14 protein-coding genes are annotated in these 16,002 nt (G+C 64.8%); 8 read left to right on the plus strand and 6 right to left on the minus strand.

Annotation, left to right across the window (positions count from 1 at the left end; all coding sequences use genetic code 11):
- The first annotated feature begins 140 nt into the window (after positions 1-140).
- On the plus strand, positions 141-2,633 hold the full coding sequence (locus M1D32_RS01915) for an ATP-dependent Clp protease ATP-binding subunit (RefSeq protein ID WP_458780687.1): 2,493 nt from the start codon (positions 141-143) through the stop codon (positions 2,631-2,633).
- A 393-nt stretch (positions 2,634-3,026) separates the two neighbouring features.
- Complete coding sequence (locus tag M1D32_RS01920; protein WP_458780688.1) at positions 3,027-5,150, plus strand: S9 family peptidase; 2,124 nt, start codon at positions 3,027-3,029, stop codon at positions 5,148-5,150.
- A gap of 265 nt (positions 5,151-5,415) precedes the next feature.
- On the opposite strand, the gene M1D32_RS01925 is transcribed toward M1D32_RS01920, so the two are convergent.
- A complete protein-coding gene (locus M1D32_RS01925) occupies positions 5,416-6,879 on the minus strand; it encodes an amino acid permease (protein ID WP_458780689.1) in 1,464 nt (487 codons plus the stop codon).
- A 258-nt stretch (positions 6,880-7,137) separates the two neighbouring features.
- On the opposite strand from M1D32_RS01925, the gene M1D32_RS01930 reads away from it, so the two are divergent.
- The 5 genes from M1D32_RS01930 to M1D32_RS01950 all read left to right on the plus strand — a co-directional run bounded on the left by M1D32_RS01930 (position 7,138) and on the right by M1D32_RS01950 (position 10,517).
- Positions 7,138-7,647 carry an amino-acid N-acetyltransferase gene (locus M1D32_RS01930; protein WP_458780690.1) on the plus strand — a complete coding sequence of 170 codons (510 nt, stop codon included), beginning with the start codon at positions 7,138-7,140 and terminating at the stop codon, positions 7,645-7,647.
- Positions 7,648-7,933: 286 nt separating this feature from the next.
- On the plus strand, positions 7,934-8,935 hold the full coding sequence (dhaK, locus tag M1D32_RS01935; protein ID WP_458780691.1) for a dihydroxyacetone kinase subunit DhaK: 1,002 nt from the start codon (positions 7,934-7,936) through the stop codon (positions 8,933-8,935).
- Between the two features lie 2 nt (positions 8,936-8,937).
- Positions 8,938-9,570, plus strand: a complete 633-nt coding sequence (gene dhaL, locus M1D32_RS01940) for a dihydroxyacetone kinase subunit DhaL (protein ID WP_458780692.1) — start codon at positions 8,938-8,940, stop codon at positions 9,568-9,570.
- Positions 9,567-10,262: a dihydroxyacetone kinase phosphoryl donor subunit DhaM gene (gene dhaM / locus M1D32_RS01945; protein ID WP_458780693.1), complete on the plus strand. Its 696-nt coding sequence runs from the start codon at positions 9,567-9,569 to the stop codon at positions 10,260-10,262. The genes dhaL and dhaM overlap by 4 nt, the downstream gene beginning before the upstream one ends.
- Before the next feature lie 78 nt (positions 10,263-10,340).
- Positions 10,341-10,517 (plus strand): hypothetical protein, encoded by a 177-nt coding sequence (locus tag M1D32_RS01950; protein WP_458780694.1) that lies wholly within the window; start codon positions 10,341-10,343, stop codon positions 10,515-10,517.
- Here the strand turns inward: M1D32_RS01950 and M1D32_RS01955 are convergent.
- The 3 genes from M1D32_RS01955 to M1D32_RS01965 all read right to left on the minus strand — a co-directional run bounded on the left by M1D32_RS01955 (position 10,514) and on the right by M1D32_RS01965 (position 12,512).
- Entirely contained in the window at positions 10,514-10,900 is a 387-nt protein-coding gene (locus tag M1D32_RS01955; protein WP_458780695.1) for a hypothetical protein, read from the minus strand. The two genes, M1D32_RS01950 and M1D32_RS01955, sit on opposite strands and share 4 nt — an antisense overlap.
- Before the next feature lie 187 nt (positions 10,901-11,087).
- Entirely contained in the window at positions 11,088-11,519 is a 432-nt protein-coding gene (locus tag M1D32_RS01960) for a DUF3592 domain-containing protein (RefSeq protein WP_458780696.1), read from the minus strand.
- Between the two features lie 72 nt (positions 11,520-11,591).
- Positions 11,592-12,512, minus strand: a complete 921-nt coding sequence (locus M1D32_RS01965) for an HhH-GPD family protein (protein WP_458780697.1) — start codon at positions 12,510-12,512, stop codon at positions 11,592-11,594.
- A 177-nt stretch (positions 12,513-12,689) separates the two neighbouring features.
- On the opposite strand from M1D32_RS01965, the gene M1D32_RS01970 reads away from it, so the two are divergent.
- Positions 12,690-13,376, plus strand: coding sequence for a hypothetical protein (locus tag M1D32_RS01970; RefSeq protein WP_458780698.1), 687 nt, complete (start codon positions 12,690-12,692; stop codon positions 13,374-13,376).
- A 16-nt stretch (positions 13,377-13,392) separates the two neighbouring features.
- Here the strand turns inward: M1D32_RS01970 and disA are convergent, their stop codons facing one another.
- Together disA and M1D32_RS01980 are read right to left on the minus strand one after the other, a co-directional pair.
- Positions 13,393-14,469, minus strand: coding sequence for a DNA integrity scanning diadenylate cyclase DisA (disA, locus tag M1D32_RS01975; protein WP_013599489.1), 1,077 nt, complete (start codon positions 14,467-14,469; stop codon positions 13,393-13,395).
- 284 nt (positions 14,470-14,753) lie between these two features.
- The gene (locus M1D32_RS01980; RefSeq protein WP_458780699.1) at positions 14,754-15,671 is read right to left on the minus strand and encodes a DMT family transporter; all 918 of its coding nucleotides are present in this window, start codon (positions 15,669-15,671) and stop codon (positions 14,754-14,756) included.
- Positions 15,672-16,002 lie beyond the last annotated feature (331 nt).

Raw genomic sequence — 16,002 nt, forward strand, 5'->3', positions numbered from 1 at the left:
CTGACGGTGCCGGCAGTGCCGCAAAGTGGCCCCTGCCGGTATTCCCGGTCCCGGCGCGGTTTCCCCCGTGGCGAACACGCTCCACAAGTCCGGGCCCGCCACGTAGCATCAAAGTACGTCGTAGCTAGGAGTGTGGCGAAATGTTTGAGCGATTTACGGACCGTGCCCGTCGCGTAGTTGTGCTTGCCCAAGAAGAGGCACGCATGCTGAACCACAATTACATCGGTACCGAACACATCCTCTTGGGTTTGATCCATGAGGGTGAGGGCGTTGCCGCCAAAGCTCTTGAGTCCTTGAGCATTTCGCTCGACGGCGTTCGCGAGCAGGTGCAGGAGATTATCGGGCAGGGCCAGCAGGCGCCGTCCGGGCATATCCCCTTCACGCCCCGTGCCAAGAAGGTGCTGGAGCTCTCGCTGCGCGAAGCCCTCCAGCTGGGCCACAACTACATCGGCACGGAGCACATCCTGCTGGGCCTCATCCGCGAGGGTGAGGGTGTTGCCGCCCAGGTGCTGGTCAAGCTCGGCGCCGACCTCAACCGGGTCCGCCAGCAGGTCATCCAGCTCCTGTCGGGCTACCAGGGCAAGGAATCCACCGGCGCCGGCGTCGGCTCGGGCCAGCCTGAAGGTGCCCCGGCCGGATCTGTTGTCCTGGACCAGTTCGGACGCAATCTGACCCAGGCTGCCCGCGAGAACAAGCTGGACCCGGTCATCGGACGCGAGCAGGAGATGGAACGCGTCATGCAGGTCCTCTCCCGCCGCACCAAGAACAACCCTGTGCTGATCGGTGAGCCGGGCGTCGGTAAGACGGCCGTCGTCGAGGGCCTGGCCCAGGCGATTGTGCGCGGCGACGTCCCGGAGACCATTCGGGACAAGCAGCTTTACACCCTGGACCTCGGGTCCCTGGTGGCAGGCTCCCGTTACCGCGGTGACTTCGAGGAGCGCCTGAAGAAGGTCCTCAAGGAAATCCGCACCCGTGGTGACATCATCCTCTTCATCGACGAGATCCACACCCTCGTGGGTGCCGGTGCCGCCGAAGGTGCTATCGATGCTGCGTCCATCCTGAAGCCCATGCTGGCCCGCGGTGAACTGCAGACCATCGGTGCCACCACACTGGACGAGTACCGCAAGCACATCGAGAAGGATGCCGCGCTGGAGCGCCGCTTCCAGCCGATCCAGGTCAAGGAACCCTCCGTGGCGCATGCCATCGAGATCCTCAAGGGCCTGCGTGACCGCTACGAGGCGCACCACCGCGTCACCATTACCGACGGCGCACTGGCCTCCGCCGCCAGCCTCGCCGAGCGCTACATCTCGGACCGCTTCCTGCCGGACAAGGCGATCGACCTGATCGACGAGGCAGGCGCACGGCTGCGCATCCGCCGCATGACCGCTCCGCCGGAGCTCAAGGCCATGGACGAGCGCATCGCCAAGCTGAAGATGGAAAAGGAGTCCGCGATTGACGCGCAGGACTTCGAAGGTGCAGCTTCGCTCCGTGACAAGGAGCAGAAGATGATCACCGAGCGCGCGGAGAAGGAACGCCACTGGAAGTCGGGCGGCATGGATGACATCTCCGAGGTGGATGAGGATCTCATCGCCGAGGTGCTGGCCAACTCCACCGGTATCCCCGTGTTCAAGCTGACCGAGGAAGAATCCTCGCGACTGCTGAAGATGGAAGACGAACTGCACAAGCGTGTTGTGGGCCAGAACGAAGCCATCAAGGCGCTGTCCCAGGCAATCCGCCGTACCCGTGCAGGGCTCAAGGACCCAAAGCGCCCGGGTGGCTCGTTCATCTTCGCCGGCCCCACCGGCGTCGGCAAGACCGAGCTCGCCAAGGCACTCGCGGAGTTCCTGTTCGGTGAAGAGGACGCCCTCATCACCCTGGACATGTCCGAGTACTCGGAGAAGCACACCGTCTCACGGCTCTTCGGTGCCCCTCCGGGCTACGTCGGTTACGAGGAGGGCGGCCAGCTGACCGAGAAGGTCCGGCGCCGTCCGTTCTCCGTGGTGCTGTTCGACGAAGTGGAGAAGGCCCACGCGGACCTCTTCAACTCCCTCCTGCAGATCCTGGAAGACGGCCGCCTGACCGACTCCCAGGGCCGCGTGGTGGACTTCAAGAACACCGTGATCATCATGACCACCAACCTCGGTACCCGGGACATCTCCAAGAGTGTTGCCACCGGCTTCCAGTCCGGCACCGACACGCAGACCGGCTACAACCGCATGCGTGCCCGTGTCACTGAGGAGCTCAAGCAGCACTTCCGCCCCGAGTTCCTGAACCGTGTTGATGATGTTGTGGTGTTCCCGCAGCTGACCCAGGACGAGATCATCGAGATCGTGGACCTGTTCGTCACCCGGCTGGAGAAGCGCCTCAAGGACAAGGACATGGGCATCGAGCTCACGCCCGCCGCCAAGGTGCTTCTCGCAACCCGCGGCTACGATCCCGCCATGGGTGCCCGGCCGCTGCGCCGCACCATCCAGCGCGAGATCGAGGACCAGCTCTCCGAGAAGATCCTGTTCGGCGAGATCCACGCCGGCGACATTGTCGTAGTGGACGTGGAAGGCGACGGAGACGACGCCAAGTTCACGTTCGCCGGCAACGCCAAGCCGCGCATCCCGGAAATCGCTCCGAGCGTCTAAAGCACCACCCGAAGGCCCCGCCAGCTCCCAGAGCAGGCGGGGCCTTCCGCTTTGCCCTCCCTTCCGTCAAACATTGGCTGCGGCGTCAATGGGTTACGACGCTGCGGCACCGGAGTAATTTGCCGCTTGCTGCTCCTTCGTCGCTTTGACGCAAGCTACACAAATCACCCCGGCCCCTCCGCTTCACGCGAAGGTGTGCCGCCCACAGGTGGCGGCGGTCAGGCATTTGTGTAGGCGCCGTCAAAGCGAGGAACGAGCAGGCGCCGGCAAATGGCTCGGCCGACGGCGCCAAGCCAGCCACGCACCTTGCTTGGAGCGCATGAAACTGTGGTGCCGGTTCGCCTGGAGTGAAGTGGTTGTGACGGGAAGCACAAGTCGGGTTGAATCGGGGGCATGGCTAATCTGAACCCGGCGATCCCGGACGAGCAACCTTTGACCCCTTTCCATGATCTGGACCATTACCTCTCCATCCCGCGGGTGAGTGGGCTGGCGATGAGCCCTGACGGCCGGCGGCTGGTTACCACCGTGGCCACCCTTAACGGCAAGGGAACCGAATTCGGCACGGCCCTGTGGGAGCTCGATCCTGCGGGGCAGAAGCAGGCGCGCCGCATCACGCGCAGCGCCAAGGGCGAGGCCGGAGCTGCGTTCGCAGCGAACGGTGACGTCTACTTCACTTCAGCCCGGCCCGACCCTGACAGCCCCGAAGGCGACCCCGTCAATGCCCTGTGGCTCCTTCCCGCCGACGGCGGCGAGGCCCGCGTGGTGCTGAACCGTCCCGGCGGCGTCGGTGCTGTAAGGACAGCCACGGCGGCGGACGCGACGTTCGTTGTAGCGGAGGTTCTGGCGGGCTCGGCCGACGAAGATGACGACGCCGAGCGGCGGAAGTCCCGCAAGGACAACAAAGTCTCCGCCATCCTGCACAGCGAGTATCCGGTGCGTTACTGGGACGCGGACCTCGGGCCCGGCCAGCCGCGGATCTTCGCCGTCGAGCCCGGGGAAGAGAAGGAGCCCGGCAAACCTGCCACTGTGGACGCCACTGCGCCGTTGACCCTCCGGAACCTCACACCGGATGCAGGTCCGCGGCTGCGGGAGGCGGAAATCGCCGTCAGCCCCGACGGCCGGACCATTTACGCGAGTTACACCAAACCGCTCGCCAAGGCGGACAGCCGTTCCGTCCTGGTGGCTGTTGACGTAGCCTCCGGCAAGACCCGGGTGCTCCTGGACCACGAGGGTATGAGCTACTTTCCCGGCCCGGTCAGCCCGGACGGCAACACCCTGGTGGTGGTGAGCGAGAGCGACACCACTCCACGCCAGGCACCACAGGTAAAGCTGCACCTCTTGGATGTCTCCGACGCTTCCACGTCCGGCACTGGGCAGCTGACACCCCTGGCCCACGACTGGGACCGCTGGGGCAAGCCGGCGGCATGGTTGCCGGACGGTTCCGCCCTCCTGGTCACAGCGGATGACGACGGCGCATCGCCGGTTTTCCGGATCAGTGTCCCGGCGTCTGCCGCTGAAGTGAGCGTCACCCGGGTGACCCAGGACGCGGCCGCCTACACCGACGTCGTGGTTTCGCCTGAGGGGCGCAGCGCCTACGCCCTGCGCAGTTCCTACGAATTTCCGCCGGAGGCCGTGCGTATCGACCTGCAAACCGGTGAGACCACCCGGTTGCCGGCAGCGGCGGAACGCCCCAACCGCCCTGGCAAGCTGGAACGGATTGCGGCGACGGCGGCGGACGGCTCCCGCGTCCCGGCCTACCTTGCGCTGCCTGATGGTGCCTCTGCAGGCTCCCCGGCACCAATGCTGCTGTGGATCCATGGTGGACCGTTGGGGTCCTGGAACGCCTGGACCTGGCGCTGGAACCCCTGGCTGCTGACAGCGAAGGGGTATGCGGTGCTCCTGCCCGATCCGGCCCTGTCCACCGGCTATGGCCAGAACTACATCCAGCGGGGCTGGGGCGAATGGGGTAAAGGCCCGTTTACTGACCTCATGGCCGTGACTGATGCCGCCGTCAAGCGCCCTGATATTGACGGGGACCGCACGGCAGCGATGGGCGGTTCCTTCGGCGGCTACATGGCCAATTGGGTTGCGGGGCAGACGGACCGGTTCAAGGCGGTAGTGACCCACGCGAGCCTCTGGGCGCTGGACCAGTTCGGCCCCACCACGGACGCCTCGCAGTACTGGCTGAAGGAAGTGACGGAAGAGATGGCACTGGAAAACTCGCCGCATCTTCATGTCGAAAAGATCAGCACGCCCATGCTGGTGATCCATGGCGACAAGGATTACCGCGTACCCATTGGAGAAGGCCTGCGTCTCTGGTACGAGCTGCTGTCCAAATCGCAGCTCGCCGCAGACCAGGATGGCCGCACACCGCACCGGTTCCTGTACTTCCCCGACGAGAACCACTGGGTCCTCCAGCCCCAGCACGCCAAGGTCTGGTACGGCGTCGTGGAGCACTTCCTGGCCCGGAACGTCCTGGACCAGGAACTGCCCTTGCCTGCTGATCTGGGACTCTAGTTCTCTTCGGGCTCTGTCTGGCTACGTCTGGCTGAGTCCGGCTCGGAGGCCGTGACCCTAATCGCCTCCGGTTCGGAGGCTGGGACATTTCCCGCGTGCTGCTCGTTCCTCGCTTTGACGCACGCTACATAAATGTCCCAGTCTCCTTCACCTCGTGCCGGCGGTCAGCTAGGCAGACTCGGCAAGATACGCCCCCTCCCTTACCGTCTCCGGCCTGGAGCCGACTTCTGCGCTCTACGTATCCGAGCCCTACTCTTATTTGGGGCTAGGGCCCGTCCACCGTTTCCTGTTCCGCGTCCTGGTCCTTTGGGCGGCCTTTTTGGTGGCGGCCGTACTTGTAGTGGAAGTAGGCGTAGCAGGCACCTACGAAGGGGATTCCGAAGTAGAGGGCGGTGGCCTGGGTGGGATCGAAGCCGATGCCTATTAGGGAGATCAGACACAGGATGAATGCCGCAATGGGCAGGAGCGGAAAGAGCGGGGCGCTATAGGCGAGCGATGCTGTGTCGCCGCCCGCACGCAGGAAATTCCGCCGGTGGAAAAAGTGCGAAGCGGTGATGGACATCCAGACGCCAACCGTGGCAAAGCCGGCGATGGACACCAGGACCAGGTAGACGGTGGTCGGGGCCACCACGCTGCTGATCAGGGATGCCAGGCCGCCCAGCATGCTGACGCACAGGGCAAGGAGTGGAATTCCCCGCTTGGTCAGCTTCCCGAGCGCTTTCGGCGCGTGTCCCTCGTCCGCGAGGGAGAAAAGCATCCGCGCGCAGGAAAACAAGCCGCAGTTTCCGGCCGACAACAGAGCGGTGATGATGACGAAATTCATGACGTCGGCGGCGTAGGGAATGCCCAGCTGTGAGAAGACGGTGACAAAGGGGCTTGCCTCCAGCGAGGTTTCCTCATATGGAACCGTGCACGCGATCACCGTAATGGCGCCGACGAAGAAAATCAGCAGGCGGATAACGGTGGTCCGCATCGCCTTCGGAATATTGACTGCAGGGTTGGCGGTTTCGCCCGCAGCCACGCCAATAAGTTCCGAACCGGAGAAAGCGTAAAAAACAGCAAGCGTGGTGATGAGGACGCCGGTAATTCCATGCGGGAACAAGCCCTGCGGCGTGTCGAGGTTTTCACCCAGGAACGGATAGCCGCCTTCAGCCAGGGGATGAAAGCCGAACAGTGCTGCGCCGCCCAGGACAATCAGCCCGATCACGGCAGCAACTTTTATGAGAGCGAACCAGAATTCCGATTCACCAAAGACGCGCGATGAGATTGCATTCAGCGCGAACAGGATGGCCGCAAAAACAAAGCACCAGATCCAAACATCCACCTCTGGGAACCACCGCTGCATCAGGAGGCCCGCGGCCGTAAACTCCGAGCCCAGGGCAACGGCCCAGCAGAGCCAGTAAAGCCATGCTGTTGCAAAACCCGTGGCGGGACCAATCGATCTCGCGGCGTAGATGTGGAAGGCGCCGGATACCGGATAGGCAACAGCCAGTTCACCGAGGCACGCCATCACCATGTAGACCACCGCTGCACCAATGAGGTAGGCGATGATTGCGCCCAGCGGCCCTGCCTGTGCAATGGTGTACCCCGAGCTGAGGAACAGGCCTGACCCTATGACACCTCCCATGGCGATCATCACCAGGTGGCGGGCTTCCATCGACCTTCGAAGGCCGCGCTTCTCATTCTGCTCTAAGGGTTCCTCGGTGAGCGTGGGGGAGCTTAAGGCCATTTTTCCTCCGGATTTGGGCGTCGTTGCCCATCGGCGTGACGGGGATTACATCCGAAACACTGCTTTGCGGCGCTCACCTGCGCAAACGCTGCTGGTTTTGAGCTCCTAACTCTTCGGCATCAGACCTCGTGCGGGCAGCGAAGCATAAGGAGCGCTTCATCTCAGCAGCTGTATGACGAACTCCTGCTGGCGCCCTGCAGCAGGCGGGAAGCCGCCTCAGCGCAATCACGGGGAGTGGCGCCGAACTAGGATTGCTGTGTGACCGACTCCTTCCACATCCGTCCTGCCCGCACTGGCGATGTTTCTGCCATCAAGAGATTGGTGGCGCCGCTGGCGGAGCAGCGGATACTTATGGCCAAGGAGACTGTGGCCTACTACGAGAGCCTGCAGGAGTTCCGGATCGCAGAGTCTTCGGACGGAGATGTGATTGGCTGCGGGGCGCTCCATGTCATGTGGGAAGACCTTGCCGAGGTGCGGACCCTGGCTGCTTCCGAGGATTGGCGGGGGAGGGGCGTGGGTCATGTGCTGGTGGAGAGCCTGCTTGAGGAGGCGCGTGGCCTGGGCGTTGCCCGCGTGTTCTGCCTTACCTTCGAGGTGGACTTCTTCAAGCGTCACGGCTTCGAAGTGATGGCAGACCAGTCGGCTGTGGATCCCGTGGTGTATTCGGAATTGCTCCGCTCCCATGACGAAGGCGTGGCGGAGTTCCTGGACCTGGCGAGGGTGAAGCCGAATACCCTCGGAAACACCCGCATGATCAAGTTCCTCTAACCTCAATTGGTGCTCCAGCGCCGTAAGTGGACAGCCTTCTCCCTCCGGTGGACCCGTTGTCCCGACGCCGGCCGACATTGGCAGCAAAAGGTCTTCTGACCAGTACTTTCTTTTACTCGATTTGATGGATAAACTGACTGAGGCCGGGATGGGGGGCCCAGGGAAAGGGACAGTCATTGGGGGCTGTCCCTTTTCTGTATCCGCAGGTCGGGAAGCCTACCGCCGCCCCGTAGGCCGGTAGTAGGGTCGGGAATGTCATCCTCCAGGAAGCAGACCAGGAGTACCCATGAAAAAGCTCATCAATGATCCGAAGTCGGTAGTTGACGAATCCGTGCAGGGCTTCGGCCAAGCACATGCAGACCTCGTCACCGTCAGTGCGGATCCCGCCTTCATCACGCGCAAGGACGCGCCTGTCAGTGGGAAAGTAGGGCTCGTCTCGGGCGGTGGCAGCGGCCATGAGCCGCTCCACGCCGGCTTCGTAGGGCGTGGCATGCTCGACGCCGCCGTGCCGGGGGCGGTGTTTACCTCGCCCACTCCGGACCAGATCCTCCCGGCGACGCTCGCCGTTGACTCTGGTGCCGGCGTCGTGCATATCGTCAAGAATTACACCGGCGACGTCCTGAACTTCGAAACTGCCGCGGAGCTCGCCGAAGCGGAAGGCGTCAACGTCCGCACGGTCCTGGTCAACGATGACGTTGCTGTGGAGGATTCGCTGTATACGGCAGGCCGGCGCGGAGTGGGCGGAACGGTGCTGGTGGAAAAGATCGCCGGTGCTGCCGCGGAGCGCGGCGACGGCCTGGATGCTGTTGCTGCCATCGGCGAACGCGTCAACAGCAATGTCCGCTCCATGGGCGTTGCGCTGAGCGCCTGCACGGTACCCCATGCGGGCTCGCCCAGCTTCGACCTGGCCGAGGATGAGATTGAGATCGGCATCGGAATCCACGGTGAGCCGGGCAGGCACCGTATCCCCATGGAAAACGCAGATGGCATCACCGACCGCCTGTTGGGGCCGGTGCTCGCCGACCTGGGAATCAGCTCCGGGGACAGGGTGCTGCTGTTCGTTAACGGGATGGGTGGAACGCCCCTGAGTGAGCTGTACATTGTCTATCGGCGGGCCGCGCAGGTGCTGGCGGACACGGGGGCCACCGTCGAGCGGTCCCTGGTGGGAAACTACATCACCGCCCTCGAGATGCAGGGCTGCTCCATCTCGGTGCTGCGACTGGACGACGAACTTACCGAACTGTGGGACGCGCCGGTGCACACTGCCGCACTGCGCTGGGGCGTGTAGCTGTGGTTCTGGACGTCAACTGGACGGTGAAGTGGCTGACCCTGTGCGCCCAGGCGATGGCGGAGCACAGGGTGGAGCTGATCGAGCTGGACCGGGCCATCGGGGATTCTGATCACGGCGAAAACATGGACCGCGGCTTCCAGGCTGTCCTGGACAAGCTGTCCGAATTCCCGCCGGAAACGCCCGGCGCCGCGCTCAAACTCACGGCCATGACCCTGATGTCCAAAGTGGGCGGCGCTGCCGGTCCCCTCTACGGAACGGCATTCCTGCGCGCGGCCACGTCCCTCGGAGACTCTCCGGAAATCGCTCCTGCAGCCTGGGCAGATGCCCTTACTGCCGCGCGGGACGGGATCGTGGCCCGCGGAAAGGCGGAGCCAGGGGACAAAACCATGGTGGATGCCTGGACGCCGGCGGCTGAGGCAGCCAGTCAGGCTGCCGCAAACAACAGCCCTGATGCCTTGACCGTTCTGGTCGCGGCAGCAGAGGCCGCTGAAGCCGGAGCCGTGGCCACCGATCCACTGATAGCCCGGAAGGGGCGCGCAAGCTACCTCGGCGAACGAAGCGCCGGGCACCGCGACCCCGGCGCTGCGTCCAGTGCACTGATTCTCCGCGCGGCCGTGAAGGCGGCTGCATGACCGTCAGCATCGTGGTGGTCTCCCACAGTGAAAAGATCGCCGACGGCGCCGTGGAGCTCGCTGCGCAGATGGCGCCTGACATCGTGCTTCTGGCAGCGGGCGGCACCATGGACGGCAGGATAGGAACCAGCCTGGAGAAGGTTCTGGCGGCGCTGGACAAGGTGGCCGGCGGTGATGGAACTGTAATCCTGACCGACCTTGGATCTGCCGTAATGACTGCGGAATCCGCGCTGGAATTTGCCGAGGACGTCTCGGACATGGTGCTGGCGGATGCGCCACTGGTGGAGGGGCTTGTGGCGGCCGCCGTTGCTGCACAGGGCGGCGCTGATGTGCAGGCGGTGAAACGGGCGGCAGAAGCTGTGCGCGGCCCTGCCCGGCAGGCCGGAAGCGCCGCGCTGCAGGAAATCGGGGAAGGCTCTGTCACCGGTTCCGGTCCCGAATACACGGGGGACTTCGAACTCGTCAACCAGGCCGGTATGCACGCCCGGCCCGCCGCGAAGATCGCCGGTGGTCTGTCATCACTCGATGCCCAGGTGCAGGTCAACGGGGTTGACGGCGCCTCCATGACCGCGCTCATGACGCTGGCGGCGGGCAAGGGTTCCGTCCTGCACGTGGAAGCGTGGGGAGCGGACGCGGAACGGGCGGTGAACTACGTGGGCGGGCTGGTGCAGGCAGGCTTCGGCGAACCGTAGCTGGCGTGAAGATTGGGAAGGGCGACCGGCCGGTGTGTTCCCCACCCCGCAGCGGCTCCGGCGAATATGCTCGATGCCATGGAACGGCTTCACCTTGATGACAACTCCCCGGAAATTGAAGTGCTGGAGGGGCAGCTGTCAGTTGAGGAACTCCTGGCGGAACTGGGCTTCGAGTGGCAACCCGATTCAGCGTCCGGGGAGTCCGCTGACGAAGAAGCGGCGGAGCAGGGCTTCAGCCAGCCGGCGTTGTTCTAGCGCCAGTCCTGCTCGTGCAGGCCATCGGCGTCGAGCAGCACCGATGCGGTAATGAACCTGCCGCATTGCCCACCGAACGGGTAGTCGCCGCGGGGGCGGAAGTCCAGGGCCTGCACGGGCAGGGGCGATCCGTCCGGGGCAGTTGCCGATGCGGTCACCGCCATTGGTGATTCGGTGAGGGTTTGCAGGAGCAGGCTGCCGAATTTCGTTCCGTCGGGGGAGGCGGTGGCAGAGCAGACGCCGTCCGGCGTGCAGCCTTGGTCGATCGAGGCGCTGCCCGGGTGGAGCTCCACATCATCTTCGGTGCACCCGCCGTCCTGGCATGCCAACAGGCGCAGTGCTGCCACCTGCGGTGCAAAGCTGGCTGAAACCGTGACGGACACGGCGGTAGCTTGTGCAATGTCCGGGCAGGGAACCGCGCCGGGGCCTGGGCCGCATGCAGAGGCGAGTCCCGGCGTCGTCATTAGCGCCATAAGCAGCCCGCGCTTGCCCATACTTCAGGGTACGGCCGGGGGCCGAACCTCCCCGCGGCCAGCGGCGAAGTGATGCGAACATCGTTATGCGCCACCCTCATGCCAGCGGGAAGACGCCGATAAACCAGAACAGCGCGATGGCGAACACCGCGAAGAACGGGATCAGGCACCCCATCGCTGTCCTGGGGGCGGAGGAAACCTGGAGGGACTCATTGGGGTTGGCGGGGTTGTACGCCACCTCGATCAAGGACCCAGGCACCGGCTTGCCGGCCAGGGACACTTCCGATTCACCTGCGAACAAGGTGCCCCGGGGATCGGTGAACTGGTAGGTGGGGAAGAAGCGCCGGCTGCGGCTGGAACCGCCCCCGCCGTTGGTCCACCCCGCGATGCTGCCGGTAACGGTCGCCTGGACCTTCGGCCACGCTGCGGTCAGCTGCTCACGGCGCCTGGTCCTCCGCTGTGCCTGGACAATGGCGAAAGCGGCGGCCACAACGAACAGCGCCCAAATAATGTACAGAATGATTCTCACGGTTTCCCCCGGTTCCGGTCACCAAGAAGTATGCCATTGACACCGGCATCAACGCCGGTGTTCGGCGGGCGCTCAGGCGGGCAGCCGGTACCCGCCGCCGTGCAGCTCCGCGAGGCCGTCCGCGAGCAGACCGGCGAGGGCCCGGTCCAGCTGCTCAGGAGCAGAATTCAACCTGTGCAGGGCTCCCAGCGGTACGCCAATCCCCGCCGGCGCAAAACCCAGGTCAGCCGGCTCCCGCTGGAACATCTCCGGCGGCACCGGCGCCTCGGCCTCCCGCAGCACGGCCAGCACAGCCCCGCGGACCTGGCGGTCAGTGCCGTGCCAGGCCTGGCCCTTGGGGACGTACGACGGCGGCGGCTCACCGGCTGCCCGCCACGCGCAGGAGTCCCTCACCGGGCAGTCACCGCACTTTGGTGCGCGGGCTGTGCAGATCAATGCCCCCAGCTCCATCACCGCAGCGTTCCAGCGAACCGATGTGCCGTCGTCGTCGGGCAGGAGCTGGTCGGCGAGCCGCATTTCCGCGGCGGTCAGCGCAGGGGCAGGAAGTGCGGCCCCGGTAACAAGCCTGGCGTGGACCCGCCTGATGTTGGTGTCCACCACCGTTTCACGGCGTCCGTAGGCGAAAGCGGCCACTGCCGCCGCCGTATAACTGCCCACGCCGGGCAGCGCCAGCAGCTCAGCGTAGTTGTCCGGAACCTTGCCGCCGTGGTCCTGGACGATGGCCACTGCTGCCGCATGCAGCCGCAGCGCCCGGCGCGGGTAGCCCAGCCGGCCCCAGGAACGTACTGCCTCTCCCGCAGGTTCACCCGCGAGGCCCGCCGGTGTGGGCCAGCGCTCCAGCCACTCGAGCCAGACGGGTAATACCCGGACCACGGGGGTTTGCTGCAGCATGATTTCGCTGACCAGCACGCCCCATGGTGAGCATTCAGGCTTCCGCCAAGGCAGGTCCCGGGCGATTTCCGCGAACCAGCTGTTAACCCGGCCGTGCAGCATCTGTACTTCCGCCCCGGCTGGAAACGGGACAGGCAAAGCGGTGGTGGAGGCTTGAGTGTCGATCCCAACACTGTAATTGATCCGCCTGCAGGGCCGGAAACGCCATGTGACCAGAGCGTTTGCGGGGCGGCGGCGTGGTGGCGGAGCAGATCCGCGCCCGTTCTCTAGCCTAGAAGGATGGGCAGGCAAGGCGATTCAGCATCACGTGGCAGGGCGACTATCTCCGGTTCCAGCTCCGTCCGCAAGCGGAGTCCCGCGGTGTACCGCCGGCGCCGGTTGTTCCTGGGTGCGGCGTTGCTGATGGTGATTGCGCTGATTGCCGGAAGCTTCGCCCTTGTTGGGGCTTTAGGCGGCAAGTCCGAACAGGCTTCGTCCACGGACGGTGCCGGTGCGACAGCATCCGCTGAGCCCTCCACCCAGGCGTCGCCGTCGGCCTCGGCTGCGGAGCCCACACCCACGCCATCGGCCACCCCTTCCTGCAACCAAAACCTCGTGACGGTCTCCGCGTCCACTGACAAGGCCGCGTACGGGCCGGAAGAAAAACCGATGCTTACCCTCAAGGTGACCAACGGCGGCACCATGCCCTGCGAGGTCAACATCGGAACGTCGCAGATGGAGTTCCTGGTGACGAGCGGGGCGGACCGCATTTTTTCGTCCCGGGACTGCCAGGCGAAGAGCGAAGACCTGGTGAAAATCATCGCTCCGGGCGCCAGCGAGACCGCCAACTTCCCGTGGTCACAGAACCGCAGCGTTGAAGGCTGCCAGCCCGTGGAAGCCAAGCCCGGAGGTGGCGGGGCGTACTACATCTTCACGGCGAAACTTGGCTCCAAGGCGAGCCCCAAGGCAGTTTTCCAGCTGATCTGACGAACCTGCCGGGCTCCTAGAGGAAGCGGTCCAGCAGGCTTGCTTCTGCCATCCGGCTCAGGCCTTCCCGCACGGTCCGGGCGCGCTGGTCGCCGATGCCGTCCACAGTCATGAGGTCGTCGATGGTGGCTGCCATCAGGAACTGCAGCCCGCCGAAGTGGTCCACCAGGCGGTCCGCAACAGCTTTCGGGACTGCCTTCAGTCCGGAGAGCAGGCGGTAGCCGCGGGGCTGCACCACGGCGTCCAGGTTTGCCTCGCCGCCGGCGAAGCCGACAATTCCGGAGATCTTTCCGAGGTCGATCAGCTCGGTGGGTCCCAGGTTCACCAGGGCGCTGACGGCCTTTTCGATGTCTTCGGCGGAAGCATTCGGCGAAGCGTAGTCGCGGATGATGACATCGCTTCCGGGGCCGCGGCCCACGGTGAGCTCATCGAGCTGGAGGGAGAGGAGGCGGCCGTCTTCGCCCAGTTCAAGGACGTACTGGGAGATTTCCTCCGAGATGCGGCGGACCATTTCCTGCCGCTGCAGGGTGACGGCCACATCCCGGACGGTCACCATCGCTTCGATTTCCAGGGCGGAGAGCGAGCTGGTGACCTGGTCCAGGCGGGAGCGGTAGCGCTCCAGGGTGGCCAGTGCCTGGTTGGCGCGCGCCAGGACCTTCTCCGAACCCTCCAGGACGTGCCGGAGGCCATTGACGTACAGGGCGATGATCTGCATGGACTGGCTGACGGAGATGACGGGCACGCCGGTCTGGATGGCCACCCGCTCGGCCGTGCGGTGGCGGGTACCGGACTCCTGGGTTTCGATGCTGGAGTCCGGAACCAGCTGCACTGCTGCGCGGAGGATATTGCCGGCGTCCTTGTCGCAGATGATTGCCCCGTCCATCTTGGCAAGCTCGCGCAGGCGGGTGGGGGAGAAATCGATGCCGATGTCGAAGCCGCCGGAGCAGATGGAGTCGATGGTCCGGTCCGAGCCCAACACGATCAGGGCGCCGGTACGGCCCCGGAGGATGCGCTCAAGGCCGTCCCGGAGCGGGGTTCCGGGTGCCACTCTGCCCAGAGTTGCCCTCAGGGATTCTTCGGGGCTCCGCGCCATTAGGTGTTTCCCTTCACAGTTGCGGACGTTCGCCCGCAGGAATGCCGGCTTTGCCGCTTGGCCGGCAGGATCAAAAAGTACTCATTTCCCGCAAGCTCAATAATAGGGGCAAGAAACACCAAGTTCCGCACGGGCAAGCCCTAAAGTGCCCCATGACTGCCCTTCACAAAGTGGCTCAGGAACGTGTTCGACGGCGGGTGGCGGCAAGGCACTTTGGTGAATATAACGCCCGCCCGGCACGCCAACTGCGCCGCGCAATGGAAGGCGAGCAGGGTGACGTCTGTCTAGGTTCGATCGCCCGCTTGAGATGGAGGCGGTGCCGCTGGGGTGGGACGGGCGAGTGCTCCGACCCAGACGCCGGCCATAACCAAGGCCGCGCCGAGGACGGCCGGAACCGTTACTGGTTCGTTGATGAGCAACGCTGCCAGGACCATGGTGACTACGGGGAACAGGACGAACATGTACGAACTCGCGGACGAGGTCCAGGTTCGCACCACAAGGAGGACCAGGACGAACAAGCCGACTGATCCGAAAACCACCAAGTACACCAGGGCCGCGGCCACATCGGGCCGGGCCGGCAGGACCCATGTTTCCTTGGCCGAGGCGGACAGGACGGTGAGCAGACCCGCGCCGATGGTCATGGCTACCGCGTTGGTCATGGCGGGATTGTTGCCGGACAGGCGCTTGCCCAGAATGATGCCCTCGCTGATGGCCAGGGTAGCGCCGAGCATGGCAATGACTGCTTCCGGAGGGGCGCTGATTCCGCGTGATCCAAGGACCATCCGTGCGATACCGCCGAGGGCGAGTACCGAGCCTGCCAGCGCCCGCACTGACAATTGCTCGAGCCGCTGGGCCGCTGCCAGGAGCAGGGTTGCCAGCGGGACCCCGGCCGTAACAACAGCCGCGGAACCGGCAGTGGCCAACGTCAGCGCCCAGTACATCAAGGCATACGGAATGGCGAAGGCGAGGGCGCCGTAGGCAGCAGTAAGGGCCAGGAGCCGGCCACGCGGCCAGCGAAGGCGCAGGATGAGGGCAAATATGATAAACAGCGCTGCGGCCAGGCCAAAGCGCAGGGCAGCACCCCAGAACGGCGCCAGTTCCTGGTTGCTCAACCGGACTGCGACGAAGTTGGCAGCGCCAAGGAGGACCGCCACGCTGAAGGCAGCCAGCGCCAGCGGCGGGATCCGCCGGAAGGTTGCCATCGGCCGCCCTGCCGTTCTCGGTTTGGCTGGACCTCGGCGCCATCCTGCGTGCCGACGAGATCGGAATAGTCAGGTTCTCCCAGGGTAGCTTTTCCTGCCCAGCATCCGCCTCAGATCCTGCCTGACTCGTAGAAGCGACTCCGCCCGGAGGGCTTCATCATCCGCGACCGCTCGCGTGCGGCTTCGCGGTTCCGCCGTTGACGGGGGTTTTGGCCCCGCAGGCAACCCTTGTGGCTGCCCGGCAAACGGATCAAAGAACAGTGCGACCGAAGAGGAAGTACGGCCCAAGGTTTCAGCGCTTTCCGGGGGCGTGAGGAAGTTGCAGGACGTC

This window comes from Arthrobacter sp. D3-16 (assembly GCF_054408515.1).